General features: G+C 55.2%; 14 protein-coding genes. 8 read left to right on the forward strand and 6 right to left on the reverse strand.

Annotated features, from left to right (window positions below; all coding sequences use genetic code 11):
- Positions 1-52: 52 nt before the first annotated feature.
- The 3 genes from aceF to pdhR form a co-directional block, all read right to left on the reverse strand.
- The gene (gene aceF / locus P2R09_RS17345) at positions 53-1,966 is read right to left on the reverse strand and encodes a pyruvate dehydrogenase complex dihydrolipoyllysine-residue acetyltransferase (protein WP_275771549.1); all 1,914 of its coding nucleotides are present in this window, start codon (positions 1,964-1,966) and stop codon (positions 53-55) included.
- A 14-nt stretch (positions 1,967-1,980) separates the two neighbouring features.
- Positions 1,981-4,647, reverse strand: a complete 2,667-nt coding sequence (gene aceE, locus P2R09_RS17350; RefSeq protein ID WP_003854711.1) for a pyruvate dehydrogenase (acetyl-transferring), homodimeric type — start codon at positions 4,645-4,647, stop codon at positions 1,981-1,983.
- A 101-nt stretch (positions 4,648-4,748) separates the two neighbouring features.
- A complete protein-coding gene (pdhR, locus tag P2R09_RS17355; protein WP_008925589.1) occupies positions 4,749-5,513 on the reverse strand; it encodes a pyruvate dehydrogenase complex transcriptional repressor PdhR in 765 nt (254 codons plus the stop codon).
- Between the two features lie 514 nt (positions 5,514-6,027).
- Between pdhR and aroP the strand changes: the two genes are divergently transcribed.
- The 3 genes from aroP (at position 6,028) to P2R09_RS17370 (ending at position 9,931) form a co-directional block, all read left to right on the forward strand.
- Positions 6,028-7,383 carry an aromatic amino acid transporter AroP gene (aroP, locus tag P2R09_RS17360; protein ID WP_090964303.1) on the forward strand — a complete coding sequence of 452 codons (1,356 nt, stop codon included), beginning with the start codon at positions 6,028-6,030 and terminating at the stop codon, positions 7,381-7,383.
- A gap of 179 nt (positions 7,384-7,562) precedes the next feature.
- Positions 7,563-8,975 carry an MFS transporter gene (locus P2R09_RS17365; protein ID WP_275771553.1) on the forward strand — a complete coding sequence of 471 codons (1,413 nt, stop codon included), beginning with the start codon at positions 7,563-7,565 and terminating at the stop codon, positions 8,973-8,975.
- Positions 8,972-9,931, forward strand: coding sequence for a family 43 glycosylhydrolase (locus P2R09_RS17370; RefSeq protein WP_003854715.1), 960 nt, complete (start codon positions 8,972-8,974; stop codon positions 9,929-9,931). The genes P2R09_RS17365 and P2R09_RS17370 overlap by 4 nt, the downstream gene beginning before the upstream one ends.
- Here the strand turns inward: P2R09_RS17370 and ampE are convergent.
- Both ampE and ampD read right to left on the reverse strand, forming a co-directional pair.
- Positions 9,913-10,767, reverse strand: coding sequence for a beta-lactamase regulator AmpE (ampE, locus tag P2R09_RS17375; RefSeq protein WP_003854716.1), 855 nt, complete (start codon positions 10,765-10,767; stop codon positions 9,913-9,915). The two genes, P2R09_RS17370 and ampE, sit on opposite strands and share 19 nt — an antisense overlap.
- A 16-nt stretch (positions 10,768-10,783) precedes the next feature.
- Entirely contained in the window at positions 10,784-11,335 is a 552-nt protein-coding gene (gene ampD, locus P2R09_RS17380) for a 1,6-anhydro-N-acetylmuramyl-L-alanine amidase AmpD (protein WP_008925586.1), read from the reverse strand.
- Between the two features lie 197 nt (positions 11,336-11,532).
- Here ampD and nadC point away from each other — a divergent pair, with 197 nt between their 5' ends.
- The 4 genes from nadC (at position 11,533) to hofC (ending at position 15,623) form a co-directional block, all read left to right on the forward strand.
- Positions 11,533-12,429, forward strand: coding sequence for a carboxylating nicotinate-nucleotide diphosphorylase (gene nadC, locus P2R09_RS17385; RefSeq protein WP_275771556.1), 897 nt, complete (start codon positions 11,533-11,535; stop codon positions 12,427-12,429).
- A 174-nt stretch (positions 12,430-12,603) separates the two neighbouring features.
- Positions 12,604-13,059, forward strand: a complete 456-nt coding sequence (gene ppdD, locus P2R09_RS17390; protein WP_003854719.1) for a prepilin peptidase-dependent pilin — start codon at positions 12,604-12,606, stop codon at positions 13,057-13,059.
- Complete coding sequence (gene gspE / locus P2R09_RS17395) at positions 13,046-14,431, forward strand: type II secretion system protein GspE (protein WP_110411651.1); 1,386 nt, start codon at positions 13,046-13,048, stop codon at positions 14,429-14,431. The genes ppdD and gspE overlap by 14 nt, the downstream gene beginning before the upstream one ends.
- Positions 14,424-15,623, forward strand: a complete 1,200-nt coding sequence (gene hofC / locus P2R09_RS17400) for a protein transport protein HofC (protein ID WP_110411652.1) — start codon at positions 14,424-14,426, stop codon at positions 15,621-15,623. The genes gspE and hofC overlap by 8 nt, the downstream gene beginning before the upstream one ends.
- A gap of 24 nt (positions 15,624-15,647) precedes the next feature.
- On the opposite strand, the gene P2R09_RS17405 is transcribed toward hofC, so the two are convergent.
- On the reverse strand, positions 15,648-16,688 hold the full coding sequence (locus tag P2R09_RS17405) for a GMP reductase (protein WP_008925582.1): 1,041 nt from the start codon (positions 16,686-16,688) through the stop codon (positions 15,648-15,650).
- 233 nt (positions 16,689-16,921) lie between these two features.
- Between P2R09_RS17405 and coaE the strand changes: the two genes are divergently transcribed.
- On the forward strand, positions 16,922-17,530 hold the full coding sequence (gene coaE, locus P2R09_RS17410) for a dephospho-CoA kinase (RefSeq protein ID WP_275771559.1): 609 nt from the start codon (positions 16,922-16,924) through the stop codon (positions 17,528-17,530).

Below are 17,530 nucleotides of genomic sequence, written 5' to 3' on the forward strand. Positions count from 1 at the left end.
CGGCGCGACGAATCGTTAAAGGAAGGCCGGCATTCGCCGGCCCTCTTAACATTTACATAACTAAACGACGAATATCAGACAGCATATTGCCGATAATGGTGATGAATCGCGCACCATCAGCACCGTCGATCACGCGGTGGTCGAAGGAGAGAGAAATCGGCATCATCAGACGCGGAGTAAACTCTTTACCGTTCCACACCGGTTCCATCGCCGATTTAGAGACACCCAGGATAGCCACTTCCGGCGCGTTCACGATCGGCGCGAAGTGGGTAGTGCCCAGGCCGCCCAGGCTGGAGATGGTGAAGCATCCGCCCTGCATGTCGCCCGCTGTCAGCTTACCGTCACGCGCTTTCTTCGAAATGGCCATCAGTTCGCGGGACAGCTCGGTGATGCCTTTCTTATTCACGTCTTTAAAGACCGGAACAACCAGGCCATTTGGCGTATCAACCGCCACACCGATGTTGATATATTTCTTCAGAGTCAGTTTCTGCGCATCTTCAGACAGCGAACTGTTGAAGCGTGGCATCTGCTCAAGCGCCGCAGCGACCGCTTTCATGATGAACACCACTGGGGTGTACTTCACATCCAGCTTACGCTTCTCTGCTTCAGCATTCTGCTGCTTACGGAAAGCTTCCAGATCGGTGATATCAGTTTTGTCGAAATGCGTAACGTGCGGAATCATCACCCAGTTACGGCTCAGGTTCGCGCCAGAAATTTTCTGGATACGGCCCAGTTCGACTTCTTCGATTTCGCCAAACTTACTGAAATCAACTTTCGGCCATGGCAGCATGCCAGGCAGACCGCCGCCGCTGGCCGCAGCAGGTGCTGCCTCAGCGCGTTTCACGGCCTCTTTCACGTAAGTCTGCACGTCTTCTTTCAGAATGCGACCTTTACGGCCGGTGCCTTTGACTTTCGCCAGGTTAACACCGAACTCGCGCGCCAGGCGACGGATCACCGGGGTAGCGTGAACGTAAGCGTCGTTCTCTGCGAACTCACCTTTGCTTTCTGCTTTAGCGGCGGCAGGTGCTGCTGCGGCTTTCGCTTCAGATTTGGCAGCAGGCGCCGGTGCGGCTTCCTGTTTCGCAGCCGCAGGGGCAGCCGGAGCAGCACCTTCGACTTCGAAGACCATAATCAGTGAGCCGGTGCTGACTTTATCGCCCGTCGCGACTTTCAGCTCTTTGACGATGCCCGCAAACGGTGCCGGCACTTCCATAGAGGCTTTGTCGCCTTCAACCACGATCAGTGACTGCTCGGCTTCCACCTTGTCGCCAACCTTAACGAGGATCTCGGTGACTTCAACTTCGTCTCCCCCGATATCCGGAACGTTAACGTCTTTTGCGCCCGCAGCTGCGGCAGGTGCGGCAGGTGCCGATGCCGCTTCCTCTTTCACTTCTGGCTTCGCATCAGAGGCCGTTGCTGCACCTTCTGCTTCAAAGACCATGATGGCTGAACCGGTGCTGACTTTGTCGCCGGTCGCAATGGTGATCGCTTTGACCACACCCGCGAACGGAGCCGGAACTTCCATTGACGCTTTATCACCTTCGACGACAATCAGTGACTGCTCGGCTTCGACTTTGTCGCCGACCTTAACCAGAATCTCAGTGACTTCGACTTCGTCACCGCCGATATCCGGCACAGCCACTTCTTTGCTGGCAGTGGCCGCAGCAGCGGCTGGCGCAGGCGCCGCGTCCGCTTTCTTCTCTTCGGCGGCGGCAGGAGCTGCTTCCGCAGCGCCTTCAGCATCAAACACCATAATCAGCGAACCGGTCTCAACTTTGTCACCGGTAGAGATTTTAATCTCTTTGACTACGCCAGCCTGTGGCGACGGCACTTCCATTGAGGCTTTGTCGCCTTCCACGGTGATCAGCGACTGCTCGGCTTCCACCTTGTCGCCAACTTTCACCAGAATCTCGGTGACTTCAACTTCGTCAGACCCGATATCCGGTACCTTAATTTCGATAGCCATTACTCTATTACCTCTTAAGCCAGACGCGGGTTAACTTTATCGGCATCGATATTGAATTTGGTGATAGCGTCAGCCACCACTTTCTTCTCGATCTCGCCGCGTTTAGCCAGCTCACCCAGCGCGGCAACCACCACATAAGATGCATCAACTTCAAAGTGATGACGCAGATTCTCACGGCTGTCAGAGCGACCAAAGCCATCGGTACCCAGTACGCGATAATCGCTGGCTGGGACATAGCTACGAACCTGCTCAGCGAACAGTTTCATGTAGTCGGTTGAAGCAACAGCAGGTGCGTCATTCATCACCTGAGCGATGTAAGGTACGCGCGCTTCTTCAGTCGGATGCAGCATGTTCCAGCGCTCACAATCCTGGCCATCACGAGCCAGTTCGGTGAACGAGGTGACGCTGTAGACATCAGAGCCGATACCGTAATCTTTCGCCAGAATCTGGGCGGCTTCACGAACGTGACGCAGGATAGAACCTGAGCCCAGCAGCTGTACTTTACCTTTGCTGCCCTCTACCGTTTCCAGCTTGTAGATACCCTTACGGATACCCTCTTCCGCGCCCTTCGGCATGGCTGGCATATGGTAGTTTTCGTTCAGCGTGGTGATGTAGTAGTACACGTTCTCCTGCGCTTCGCCATACATACGCACCAGACCGTCATGCATGATGACAGCCACTTCATAAGCGTATGAAGGATCGTAAGAGATACAGTTCGGGATAGTCAGAGACTGAATGTGGCTGTGACCATCTTCATGCTGCAGACCTTCGCCGTTCAGGGTAGTACGACCCGAGGTGCCGCCGACCAGGAAGCCGCGCGCCTGTTGGTCGCCCGCCAGCCACATCAGATCGCCGATACGCTGGAAGCCGAACATCGAGTAGTAGATGTAGAACGGGATCATCGGCAGGTTGTTGGTGCTGTAAGAGGTCGCCGCAGCCAGCCAGGAAGAACCTGCGCCCAGCTCGTTGATCCCTTCCTGCAGAATCTGGCCTTTCTCGTCTTCTTTATAGTATGCAACCTGCTCACGGTCCTGCGGGGTGTACTGCTGACCATTCGGGCTGTAGATACCGATCTGACGGAACAGACCTTCCATACCAAAGGTACGCGCTTCATCGGCAAGGATTGGAACCAGACGATCTTTGATCGACTTGTTCTTCAGCATCACATTCAGGGCACGCACAAAGGCGATGGTGGTCGAGATCTCTTTGTTCTGCTCTTCCAGCAGCGCACTGAACTCTTCGAGTGCTGGCATTTCCAGCTTTTCAGTGAACTTCGGCTGACGCGTTGGCAGGTAGCCGCCTAACTTCTCGCGCTGACCATGCAGATAAGCATGCTCTTCTGAGCCTTTTTCGAAGGTCACGTACGGCAGTGATTCGATTTTGTCATCAGCAACTGGCACGTTGAAGCGATCACGGATATAGCGCACGCCATCCATGTTCATCTTCTTCACCTGGTGAGCAATGTTTTTGCCTTCCGCGGTGTCGCCCATACCATAACCTTTGATGGTATGCGCCAGGATCAATACTGGCTTGCCTTTGGTATCCTGCGCTTTTTTCAGCGCCGCGTAGATTTTCTTCGGATCGTGGCCGCCACGGTTCAATGCCCAGATTTCATCATCGGACATATCTTTAACCAGCGCGGCGGTTTCCGGATATTTGCCAAAGAAGTGCTCACGCACATAGGCACCATCGCGGGATTTGAAGGTCTGGTAGTCACCGTCGACCGTTTCGTTCATCAGCTGAATCAGCTTGCCGCTGGTATCTTTGCGCAGCAGCTCATCCCAGCGACCGCCCCAGATGACCTTGATCACTTCCCAGCCAGCACCGGCAAAGATGCCTTCCAGCTCGTTGATGATTTTGCCATTACCAGTTACCGGGCCATCCAGACGCTGCAGGTTGCAGTTGATGATGAAGACCAGGTTATCCAGTTTTTCACGGGTGGCGATGGTGATCGCACCTTTAGATTCTGGCTCATCCATCTCGCCGTCACCCAGGAAGGCGTAAACGGTCTGCGCAGAGGTATCTTTCAGGCCACGGTGTTCCAGATATTTCAGGAACTTCGCCTGATAGATCGCTGACAATGGACCCAGGCCCATTGATACGGTCGGGAACTGCCAGAATTCCGGCATCAATTTCGGATGCGGATAAGAAGAGAGGCCTTTACCGTCAACTTCCTGACGGAAGTTGTTCATCTGCTCTTCGGTCAGGCGGCCTTCAAGGAACGCACGCGCATAGATACCCGGAGAGATGTGGCCCTGGAAATAGACCAGATCGCCGCCATCCTTCTCACTGCGCGCGCGGAAGAAGTGGTTAAAGCACACTTCATAAATTGTCGCAGAAGACTGGAAGGAGGACATGTGGCCACCCAGTTCCAGATCTTTCTTCGATGCGCGCAGCACCGACATGATGGCGTTCCAGCGAATTGCGGAACGGATACGACGTTCAAGAGAGGTGTTGCCCGGATAATCGGGTTCATCTTCAACGGCAATAGAGTTGATGTAGTTGCTGATTGCAGAAGATCCTGCAGCCACGTTTACGCCGCCTTTGCGGGCTGCACCCAGTACCTGATCAATCAGATACTGTGCACGTTCAACACCTTCTTCACGGATGACCGATTCGATCGCCTGTAGCCAGTCACGAGTTTCAATCGGATCCACGTCATTGTGTAAACGTTCTGACATGGGTGTGTTCCTTATCTGTGTCTAATACGTTGAATAATCGGGAGCCTGTTAAAGCAGATGCAGGCAGGCTCGTCTGATATCAGTACGATCTTTGTCGCACGTCATTCCTTACGTTGCTGTAAACGACGCAGGGAGCGTTCTCGACGGCTCTGCTCCCGACTTCTGTCCAGCAAGATTTCCTCTATGAACGCCAGGTGACGGTGTGAAGCCTCGCGCGCTTTTTCTGGCTCACGGGCCACAATCGCCTCAAAGATTCTGGCGCGGTGACCGCTCACTTTTGCCAGCATTTCCCGGCGCGAGTAGAGCAATTCGAAATTCTGACGAACGTTTTGTTCCAGCATAGGGCCCATTGAGCGTAGCAAATGTAAAAGCACGACATTATGGGCTGCTTCTGTGACAGCGATCTGATACTGCATCACTGCGTCCGCTTCGGCGTCTAAATCGCCGCTGTCCTGCGCCTGCTGGATATTCAGATGGCAGTCGCGAATGCGCCGCAGGTCTTCCTCTGTGCCGCGCAGTGCCGCGTAATAGGCGGCGATGCCTTCTAAGGCATGGCGCGTTTCCAGCAGATCAAACTGGGATTCCGGATGGCCGGCGAGCAGCTCAACGAGTGGATCGCTTAAGCTTTGCCAGAGATTCTCCTGCACGAACGTTCCGCCACCCTGTCGGCGCAGCAATAATCCTTTCGCTTCTAAGCGCTGGATCGCTTCGCGGAGAGACGGACGTGAGACATCGAATTGTTTGGCGAGTTCGCGCTCAGGCAACAGCTTCTCTCCCGGACGCAACGTTCCTTCCATAATCAGGGATTCGAGCTGTTGCTCGATAGCATCGGAGAGCTTAGGTTGGCGAATCTTACTGTAAGCCATCATCCCTTCTTATTAAGCCAGGCGTCCGGAGTAAATTGGTAATACCAATTGCAATGAGGTGCCGGTAAAGTAACAAAGTATTCACCTTGTGTCTATATGGTGTCGGCGACATTCACCTCGCCTTAAAGCCTGCCCTGGCGCTAACTCGCGGTTAAAAAAATGAAAAAATCCGCCACGGCAAATGTTAAATAATTGCACTTTTACCAAACCTTACACCCGCTTAGCGCCTGATGAGCATGGCAACCATAAGTGAAAACTATTCGTCATTACCCGAATTTCATGGCAGAAGTTTCGACAGGCAGACGTGACCAGGACGGCGTTTTTTCAGTCAAGTCTCAGCACGAAAGGCGAAAGCAGGTGCAAAGCGAATCGCTTATCACTATTCTTGTCGCCAGGGTAGCAAATGGCCGCATTCAGCACGCCAGATACCGTAAAATAATCAATACGTTATTGTAACTCCTTCATTACAGCGGATTGCGCTGCGAACGAAGAATAAAAACATCACGAGGTTTGTATGGAACAGCAGCAAGGCGAAGCGCTGAAACGTGGTCTTAAGAACCGCCATATTCAGCTCATCGCGCTGGGTGGTGCAGTGGGAACCGGCCTGTTTCTGGGCAGTGCATCGGTCATTGAATCCGCCGGACCGGCCGTTATTCTGGGCTATGCGATTGCCGGTTTTATTGCCTTTTTAATCATGCGCCAGTTAGGTGAGATGGTCGTGGAAGAGCCGGTTGCTGGCAGCTTCAGCCACTTTGCCTATAAATACTGGGGCAACTTTGCGGGTTTTGCTTCGGGCTGGAACTACTGGGTGCTCTATGTGCTGGTTGCCATGGCAGAACTCACAGCCGTCGGCAAATATGTCCAGTTCTGGTGGCCTGACTTTCCGACCTGGGCGTCGGCTGCCATCTTCTTCGTGATGATCAATGCCATCAACCTGACCAACGTGAAAGTGTTTGGTGAGATGGAGTTCTGGTTCGCCATCATTAAAGTGGTTGCGGTCATTGGCATGATCCTGTTCGGCGGCTGGCTGCTGTTCAGCGGTCATGCCGGTCCGCAGGCAACGGTACGTAACCTGTGGGAACAGGGCGGCTTCTTCCCGCATGGCATCGGCGGTCTGGTCACCGTCATGGCGATTATCATGTTTTCATTCGGGGGTCTGGAGCTGGTGGGTATCACCGCAGCTGAAGCGGATAACCCGGAAGTGAGCATTCCAAAAGCGACCAACCAGGTGCTGTGGCGTATCCTGATTTTCTACATTGGTTCGCTGGCGGTCCTGCTGTCACTGATGCCGTGGACCCGCGTCACCTCAGAAGTCAGCCCGTTCGTCTTTATCTTCCACGAACTGGGCGATGCCATGGTGGCGAATGCGCTTAACGTGGTGATCCTGACGGCTGCCCTGTCGGTCTATAACAGCTGCGTTTACTGTAACAGCCGCATGCTGTTTGGTCTGGCACAGCAGGGCAATGCGCCGAAAGCACTGCTGAAAGTCGATCGTCGTGGTGTACCGGTGTTAACGATTCTGGTCTCTGCTGTAGCTACTGCGCTGTGTGTGCTGATCAACTACCTGATGCCGGGCGAAGCGTTTGGCCTGCTGATGTCGCTGGTGGTCTCTGCACTGGTCATCAACTGGGCGATGATCAGCCTGGCGCACCTCAAGTTCCGTCGTAAGAAAGATCAGCAGGGCGTCACAACCCGCTTTAAAGCGCTGCTCTATCCGGCAGGTAACTGGATTTGCCTGATCTTCCTGGCAGGGATTCTGGTATTGATGGCGACCACGCCGGGTATGGCGATCTCCGTCTGGCTGATCCCGGTCTGGCTGGTCATTCTGGGTATTGGTTACTTTATTAAGAACCAGACGCAGAAAGCCTGATGCTCGACTACGTGCTGCGACCTCTCAGGGAGGTTGCAGCACGTACCTCTGATGCCCGATCCAGCTCACACTTCTCTTCCCGCACCTGTTTTGTCCATCTTCATGACGAATTACTCCCGTTCATCTCACTGATTTCCTGACAATACTTCCTGTTCACACTGGATGCGCAGGAATAAACCATGAAAGGTACAGCCCTCCCGTTTCGGGAAAAACTGGGATATGGCATGGGTGATGCCGGATGCAACATGATTGGCGGTGCCATCATGCTGTTCCTGAACTACTTCTATACCGATGTTTTCGGCCTTGCTCCGGCGCTGGTAGGAACCCTGCTGCTCTCGGTCAGGGTGCTGGATGCGGTAACCGATCCGATTATGGGCGCCATCGCCGATCGCACCCAGAGTCGCTGGGGCCGTTTTCGTCCCTGGCTGCTGTGGGTTTCCGTTCCCTATGTGGTCTTCAGCGTTCTGATGTTCACCACACCAGACTGGACCTATCACAACAAGGTCATCTGGGCGTTCGTCACCTACTTCCTGATGTCACTGACGTATACCGCGATTAATATTCCTTACTGCTCGCTGGGTGGCGTGATTACCAACGACCCCGGTGAACGCGTCTCCTGCCAGTCCTACCGTTTTGTCATGGTCGGTATCGCCACGCTGATACTTTCTCTGTCGCTGCTGCCGATGGCGGAGTGGTTTGGGGGTGAAGATAAAGCGCGCGGCTACCAGATGGCGATGGCGGTGCTGGCCACGATTGGTCTGGCGATGTTTCTGTTCTGCTTTGCCACAGTTCGTGAACGTATCCGCCCTGCTGTACCGAGCAATGATGACCTGAAAAAAGATCTGCGTGACGTCTGGAAGAATGACCAGTGGGTGCGCATTCTGCTGCTGACTTTCTGTAACGTCTGTCCTGGCTTCATCCGCATGGCAGCCACCATGTATTACGTCACCTGGGTCATGGGTCAGTCCACGCACTTCGCCACGCTGTTTATCAGCCTGGGCGTGATTGGCATGATGTTCGGCAGCACGCTGGCGAAACTGCTCACCGATCGCTGGTGCAAACTCAAAGTCTTCTTCTGGACCAATATCGCGCTGGCGCTCTTCTCCTGCGGCTTTTACTGGATCGATCCTCACGCCACGGTGATGGTCGTAGTGGCTTACTTTGTGCTGAATATCCTGCATCAGATTCCCTCTCCGCTGCACTGGTCGCTGATGGCGGATGTGGATGACTACGGCGAGTGGAAAACCGGCAAGCGCATCACCGGCATCAGCTTCTCCGGCAACCTGTTCTTCCTCAAGGTGGGACTGGCAGTGGCCGGTGCAATGGTCGGCTTTCTGCTGTCGATCTATGGCTACAATGCGGGTGCTAAACAGCAGTCCCCTGAAGCGATTAACGGCATCATGCTGCTCTTCACCATCATTCCGGGCGTCGGCTATCTGATTACCGCCGGCGTGGTGCGGCTGATGAAGGTCGACCGCAAAATGATGATTACTATTCAGCAGGATCTCGCGCTGCGCCGCGAAAACTTCCACGAGTTACACACTGTTCGCCTGCGCGACGGTGCTGCTACGCCAACCGGAGATGTTAAATGACTGCAATCCTGCCGAATCCTTTTATTGAGCAGCGCGCCGACCCCTTTATCCTTCGCCATGAGCAGCACTACTACTTTGTGGCATCAGTACCGGAGTATGATCGGCTGGAGATCCGACGCGCCACAACGCTGGCTGGTCTGCGCAGCGCCGAGCCGGTCGTGGTCTGGCGCAAGCCTGATAGCGGCCCCTGTAGCGAGTTAATCTGGGCACCCGAATTGCACTACATTGACGGCCAGTGGGTTATCTATTTCGCAGCAGCGCCGACGCGGGAGATCAAAGAGGGACTGTTTCAGCACCGGATGTATGCGCTGGTGTGTGAGGCGGCAGATCCATTGCAGGGCGAATGGCAGCCCTGCCGCCGGGTTTTCAGCCAGCTCGACAGCTTCTCTCTGGATGCCACGCACTTCGTACATCAGGGCAAAAACTGGTATCTCTGGGCGCAAAAAGATCCCGTGATTCCCGGCAACTCTAATCTCTACCTGGCTGAGCTGCTGAATCCCTGGACGCTGAAAGGTACACCGGTGATGCTGAGTCGGCCAGAATATGAGTGGGAGTGCGCAGGGTTTAGCGTGAACGAAGGTCCGGCGGTGATTCGTCACAGCGATCGGCTGTTCGTGACCTACTCCGCCAGCGCTACCGATGAAAATTACTGTCTGGGGATACTGTCGATTGCCGCTGATGCCGATCCGCTTGATGTCACCGCCTGGCAAAAATCGGCACGCCCGGTCTTTGTATCCAGCTGGGACAACCATCAGTATGGGCCAGGCCACAACAGTTTTACCCAGGATGAGGCGGGACGCGACGTGCTGGTTTATCACGCGCGTAACTACACTGAAATTGAGGGCGATCCGTTGTGGGATCCGAACCGCCACACCCGACTGAAATATTTCAGCTGGCGGGAAGATGGCACGCCCGATTTTGGCGTGCCACCTGCCGATTACACCAGCGTGCCGTAAATCGTCAGCAACGCAACGGCAACCACCAGCACCAGTGAAGTGCGTTTCGCTAACGCCACGGCAACCCGTGGCGTTTCTACTTTATCGGTGTGCGGATCGCGTGACAGGGAGAACTGCGCCAGCGTCGTCAGCACCTGATACTGAGAACGGTGACGATCAGTCAGCGAAGCAAACCACGCAGGCAGCGCTTTTTCGCCGTGGCCCAGCAGCGCGTAAGCCACCCCCGCCAGCCGCACCGGGATCCAGTCGAGAAGATGCAGTATCGCATCCACGCCAGACTGCGAACGCGCCATCGGTGTACCATGTTTTGCCAGCCAGCCTTGCCAGGCTCGCAGAAACGCATAACCCACCAGCAGCACCGGACCCCACGGCCCTCCCACCACCAGCCAGAACATCGGCGCAAGGTAGAAGCGGAAGTTTATCCAGATCAGTGCATTCTGCAGTTCACGCAGGAACTCGCGTTCGCTGCATTCTACCGGCACGCCATGAATCAGCGTCAACTCAGCCGCCATCGCCTGATGCGCCGCGTCGTCGTCATGACTGGCTGCTTTCAGATAGCTATGGTAGTGCTGACGCACCGAACCGGCACCGATGCAGAGCAAGCCGGCGACGATCCAGAACAGTAATTGCAGTATACCAAACAGCAGCCCTTTCAGCGCCCAGATGACCAGCGCAGTCAGCGCCATCGCCAGCACAGTCATTAGCAGAGTACGCATCATGGAGAAATGTCGGCGATGCCGAAAAATCGGCTCCAGCCGGTGTTCGAGCTGCCAGTGCTCGCCCAGTTTAAACAGGCGCTCCCAGCCTAAAACCAACAACAAGGTAAACAACGTCATACTGACTCCGCAAAAATCAGGATTTTTGCTGCGTTAACAGCTGTTTGTAGTAGTCCCAGTCAAAAGCAGGTCCGGGATCGGTCTTTCGTACCGGCGCGATGTCACTGTGCCCCGTGATACGTGAAGGCGTTAACGGGTAATGCTGCAGCAGCAACAGGGTAACCTGCTGCAGGGCCCGATATTGCGCTTCGCTATAGGGCTCACTGTCTGTTCCTTCCAGCTCAATCCCTATAGAGAAGTCGTTGCAGTTTTCACGTCCTTCAAACTGCGAAATGCCTGCATGCCAGGCACGTTTATGAAAAGGGACATACTGCACGATCTCCCCGTCACGACGAATCAGGCAGTGTGCCGCGACTTTCAGCGCGGCGATATCCGCAAAATAGGGATGAGCATCCGGCGGAAGTGTGCCGGTGAACAGCTTGTCGATCCACGGCCCGCCAAATTCACCGGGTGGCAGGCTGATATTGTGAATCACCAGCAGTGAAGGCGCTTCATTGTCTGGCCGTTCATTGCAATGCGTTGACGGCACGTGACGCGCTCCGGTCAGCCAGCCCTGTTCGATTTTCATACCCATTTTCCTTGTTTCAGCTGGCTGAGAATAGCATGAATAATAAAGGATTCTTGCCTCTTAGTGTGCCGGTTGGGTCATATGACAACGCTGCGTGTTAAGGATACTAAACAAAATACGATTCGTTGCTGGAACCTGATGGCGGTTCAGGCTATTGTGTCACCCTCTGTCATTTCTCGTTCTGGAGTAAAACACCTATGTCATCTCGTGGTTATGATCCTGACAGCCGCCGTCAGGCACTCATCAAACGCATTGAAAGTGACATCCCGGATGCGGTTGCACTGGCGTTAAAAGAGGATCTTGGTGGAGAGATCGACGCTGACCGGGATATTACTGCCCAGTTGTTACCTGCCGATATCCAGGCTCATGCGCAGGTCATTACCCGTGAAGCGGGTGTTTTCTGTGGTAAACGCTGGGTGGAAGAAATCTTCATTCAACTCGGCTCGCACGCGACACTGAGCTGGTATGTCGAAGATGGTGATCAGATCGAGGCAGACCAGCTGCTGTTTGAAATCGAGGGTCCTGCCCGACTGCTGCTGACTGCGGAGCGTACCGCGCTTAATTTTGTGCAAACACTCTCGGGCGTTGCCACCGAAGTCAGCCGCTATGTCGCACTGCTGGCGGGAAGCCAGACACAGCTGCTGGACACGCGTAAAACCCTGCCCGGATTGCGGACCGCGCTTAAATATGCCGTGCTCTGTGGCGGTGGCAGCAATCATCGCCTGGGCCTCTCAGATGCCTACCTGATTAAAGAGAACCATATTATTGCCAGCGGCTCAATTGCGCAGGCAGTGGAAAGAGCGCAATGGCTGCAACCCGATGTGCCGGTTGAAGTTGAAGTGGAATCACTGGAAGAGTTGCGTCAGGCGCTGGAAGCCGAAGCCGATATTGTGATGCTGGATAACTTCAGCCTGGAAGAAATGCGTACCGCCGTCGACATCAACCAGGGTCGGACGCTGCTGGAAGTCTCCGGTAACGTTACCGAAACAACCCTGCCACAGATCGCTCTGACCGGCGTGGACTATGTCTCTGTTGGCGCACTGACCAAGCATGTGCGGGCGCTGGATCTCTCGATGCGTTTCAAACAAAAGTAGCCTGCGCTACCGTAACCCGGCCCGGCGATTTTGCGACCCCGCTTCCGGCGCAGTTTCGACTGCGCTGCAATCCTGAAATCTGTTCACACCACACTTTCCAGTTTTCCCCTCTCTGACTGTCTTTTACTGCTACTGATTTTTAACCTGTCGCCTTCTTAATCAGGAGACGATGTGATGAATCATCAACGTGGATTTACGCTGGTTGAATTGATGATTGTGGTCGGTATTGTGGCGATCTTAAGTGCCATCGGCCTGCCCGCTTATCAAAATTATCTGCAGCGCGCTGCCCTCACCGACATGTTGCAAACAATGGTGCCGTTTAAAACTGCGGTAGAGCTCTGCGCCATGGAGCGTGGTGGCCCAACCCAGTGTCATGCAGGAGAAGCGGGCATTCCGGCAGCCAGAGGATCGCGCTATGTCTCGGCACTGAGCGTGACCAACGGTGTGATTGCATTGACTGGCCAGGAAAGTCTCAATGGCCTGAGCGTTGAAATGCTGCCGGTCTGGGACAGCACGGATGGCGGCATCAGATGGCAACGCAGTTGCACCAGTAGCAACAATAGCCTGCGCGACAATTGTCAGGATCAGTTCCGCTTTGCGGATAAAGGGGCCAGCGATGAACAAGCCTGATGAAGCGATCGCGGCTTTATGTCAGCGCTATCGCGCCCTGGTGTTACACCATGATGCCAGTCAGCTGCGTGTGGCCGTCGCAGAAAGCGTGCCGCCCGGACTGTCTGAAGCGCTTCATTTTGCCAGCCAGTGTAAGATTGAGATCGAATGCTGGCCGCAGGCCCGGCTCGACCAGCTTCGGCATGCCGACACACCGCTGGTGGCGCGTGAAGAGGCGCCCGCAGAGTCAGCGATTGAGGCAACACAGCTGATCCTGCGTCAGGCACTCGAACGCCGCGCCTCCGATGTGCATATCGAACCCTGCCGCGAGGGTTTACGCGTGCGACTGCGCATTGATGGCGTACTGCATCCGCTCTCTTCATTACCTGCCACTCAACCTGCGGCGCTGCTGGCACGACTGAAGATTCTCGGCGGGCTGGATATCGCCGAACGACGGTTACCGCAGGATGGGCAGTTCAGCATGGAGATCGCCGGTAAACCCGCCTCGTTTCGTCTGGCCACGTTGCCCATCTACGGCGGGGAGAAAGCCGTAGTCAGGCTATTGCAGAGTGAAAGCGCGGCGCTGTCACTGGATAAGCTCGGTTTACCCACTGCGCAGCTACGTCTGTTCTGCGCTGCGCTGGCCCAGCCGCAGGGATTGATTCTGGTGACGGGCCCCACCGGCAGCGGCAAGACATTCACGCTCTACAGCGGGCTTAGTGCGCTGAATAAGCCTGAAAAAAATCTCTGCAGCGTTGAGGATCCGATTGAGATCCCACTGCCGGGCATCAATCAGACACAGATCCATGCTAAAAACGGGCTCGATTTTAACCGCGTGCTGCGGGCGCTGCTGAGACAGGATCCCGACGTCATCATGGTGGGCGAAATTCGCGATGCCGAAACGGCAGAGATTGCGGTTAAAGCAGCACAAACCGGACATCTGGTCCTTTCCACGCTGCACACTAACTCCACCGCCGAGACGCTGACCCGGCTTCGACAGATGGGAATTCCCGGTTATCTGCTTGGGTCAGCACTGAAATTGATCGTTGCTCAGCGTCTGGTCAGACGCCTCTGCCCTCACTGCCGTCAGCCTGCTCAGGCAGTGGCACACTATCCTCCGGAACTCTGGCCTGGCACCCTGCAAACCTGGCGTGCCCCAGGCTGCGACCACTGCTTTTCCGGCTATTTTGGCCGGCTGGCGCTGTTTGAACTGCTGCCCATTAATGCCAGACTGCAAAATGCGATCGCCGCCGAGATGCCGCTGGAGAATCTGCTGAATCTGGCGAAACAGCAGGGATTGCGCACCCTGCTGGTTTCCGGTTTAGAAGCGGTAAGTCGGGGCGATACCTCCCTGGAGGAGATGCAACGGGTGATTGGGCTGGACGATGGCTAATGCCTCTTTATTCAGCTGGCAGGCGGTCGACAGTCAGGGTCAGTTACTCAGCGGTCAGCTACTGGCTATCGACAGTGACAATCTGCTGCTGATGCTGGCGCAGCGTGATCTTTTGCCGGTGAGCTGGAAGCGTGAAAAAGTCTGGCGTCCGACGGACTGGAAGTGGCAGCACAAAACCGATCTCATTCGCCAGCTGGCCACCTTGCTCAAAGCGGGCCTGCCGCTGGCAGAGAGTCTGGTTTTGCTGGCGGAGGGGCAGCCGCATGCTGGCTGGCGGGCCCTGATGCTAGCTCTGCATCATCGGGTACTCAGCGGTGCGCCTTTTTCACAGGCTTTGCGTGAATGGCCGCAGATCTTTCCGGCACTCTATCCGTCCCTGATGGAGGTAGGTGAGCTCACCGGTCAGCTGGATGTCTGTTGCAGCGAACTGGCTCAGCAGCAGATCCGCCAGCAGCAGTTATGGCATCAGGTGGGTAAAGCGCTGCGCTATCCTCTTTTTATTCTGCTGGTGGCGATGGCTGTCACCTGCGGCATGCTGCTCTTCGTGCTGCCGGAGTTCGTTGCGGTTTATGACGCCTTTGATGCGCCCCTGCCCGCCTTTACCGCAGCGGTAATGCAGTTATCTGCCGCGCTTCAGGAATGGGGAGGTGTGCTGGCCCTGGGTGTCTCGCTGATGCTGACTGGATGGCATCAGCTGCGACGACGATCTGAGGGCTGGCAACGCCGTGAGCAGGCATTTTTCCTGCGCATCCCGCTGCTTTCCGGATTGTGGCGCGGCACACAACTGACGCAGATCTATACCATTCTGCATCTCACACAGAGCGCCGGGTTAACGCTGTTACAGGGGCTATCCGCCGTTAAGGTAACATTCTCCTCATTGCTCTGGCGGGACGCGATAGCCGGACTGCAGCAACATATTGCTGAGGGAAGTCCTCTGCATCAGGCGCTGATGCAGCATCCGTTGTTCACGCCATTATGTGGTCAGCTGATTCGCGTCGGTGAGGAGGCGGGCGCCCTGGATTTGATGCTGGCACGTCTGGCTGAATGGCATGAGGCCGAAACGCGAGAGCGCGCTGACACACTGGCGGCTTCGCTGGAACCGATGATGATGATGGTGATTGGCGGCATTGTTGGCACACTGGTGATTGCCATGTATCTGCCGGTCTTCGGGCTGGGTGATGCGATGCATTAGGGGCGCACGCTGCGCCCCGGATGGCTATCGGTTGAAAACCCGGTTCTCCTGCTCGTTAACCCGAATAAAGGTCGTGCGTTTGGTCAGCTCTTTCAGGCGCTCGGCCCCTACGTAAGTGCAGGCGGAACGCAGCCCACCCAGGATATCGCGTGCTGTCTCCGCCACCGGACCTCTTAAGGGCAGCTTGACCGTTTTGCCTTCTGCCGCACGGTACTGCGCAACACCACCAACGTGACGCTTCATCGCCGATTCGGAACTCATGCCATAAAAGAGCATGGATTTTTCGCCATTCTCTTCAACAACCTGCCCTTCGCACTCATCATGTGCCGCCAGCATGCCACCCAGCATCACGAAGTCAGCACCGCCGCCAAAGGCTTTCGCGATATCCCCCGGCACTGAACAACCGCCATCACTGACAATCTGTCCGCTTAAACCATGCGCCGCATCAGCACACTCGATAACGGCAGAAAGCTGCGGATAACCTACACCGGTTTTTACCCGGGTTGTGCAGACCGAACCCGGGCCAATGCCCACTTTGACAATATCCGCGCCGGAGAGAATCAACTCTTCCACCATTTCGCCCGTGACGACGTTACCGGCACAGATTGTTTTAGAGGGGAAAGTTTCACGCGCGCGTTGCAGAAAATCGACAAAATGCTGTGAGTAACCGTTGGCCACGTCGATGCAGATAAACTGCAGATCGTCTGACAGCGCCATAATGGCGACCAGTTTACTGAGATCGGACTCTGAAGTGCCGGTGGAAACCATAACATGTTTAAGGCATGTCGCAGGCACGCGCTGAATGAACGCGCGCCAGTCATCAACGCTGTAATGTTTGTGGACTGCAGTAAGGATATTGAAGCTGGCGAGCGCCTCGGCCATCGAAAATGTGCCGACGGTATCCATATTGGCGGCGATGATGGGTACGCCGCTCCAGCTCAGGCCCGAATGTCTGAAGGTAAAGCTGCGTTCCAGCTCAACCTGTGAGCGACTTTGCAGCGTGGAGCGTTTGGGACGGATTAAGACATCTTTAAAGCCCAGTTTCAGATCTTCTTCAATACGCATAAATAGTGTCCTGGTAAGTGGCAACGAATCGTCGTTCGCGAAGTAAGCACAGCTCCAGTGGCGTTATGATACGCGCCTCTCGCTGTGCGACAAGACTGCGAATTTCACTTTATTTACGCTACAATCCGTTAAATTTAGTTGTGATTTATCGGTGTGATCTGACACCCATTTTTGCCTTTTTTAGTCAGATCATTACCCTGAACCCATGTCGAAAAAGAAGTCAGGTGAGAAACATGCCCTATATCGTCGCGCTTACAGGGGGAATCGGCAGTGGAAAGAGTACGATTGCCCAGGCATTCGCCGCGTCTGGCGTGGACATTATTGATGCTGACCTGATTGCCCGTGAAGTTGTTGAACCCGGCACGCCCGCTTTGCAGGCTATAGAGAGGCGCTATGGCGCGTCGATAGTGACGGAGCAGGGCATGCTTGATCGTAAACAGCTTCGCGACATTATTTTCCAGAAGCCGGAAGAGAAAAGCTGGTTAAACGCACTGCTTCATCCGCTGATAAACGCCCGGACGCGACAGCTGATCGCCCAGGCCACCTCACCTTATGTGCTCTGGGTGGTGCCATTACTGGTGGAAAATCAATTACAGCACCAGGCTGATCGGGTACTGGTGGTGGATGTTGATAAGGCAACGCAGTTAGCGCGGACTCAGCAGCGTGACCATCTTTCCGTCGAACAGGCGAAACGTATTCTTGCCGCACAGGCCACGCGCCAGCAGCGCCTCGCCTGTGCCGATGACATTATTGATAACAGCGGCGAGCCCGACGACGCCCTGCCACAGGTTGCCGAACTCCATCAGCGCTATCTCAGGCTGGCGGCAACGAAACAGGATTAA

It is taken from the genome of Pantoea sp. Cr_R13 (assembly GCF_029222565.1).
GTDB classification, from domain to species: Bacteria; Pseudomonadota; Gammaproteobacteria; order Enterobacterales; family Enterobacteriaceae; genus Pantoea; species Pantoea eucalypti.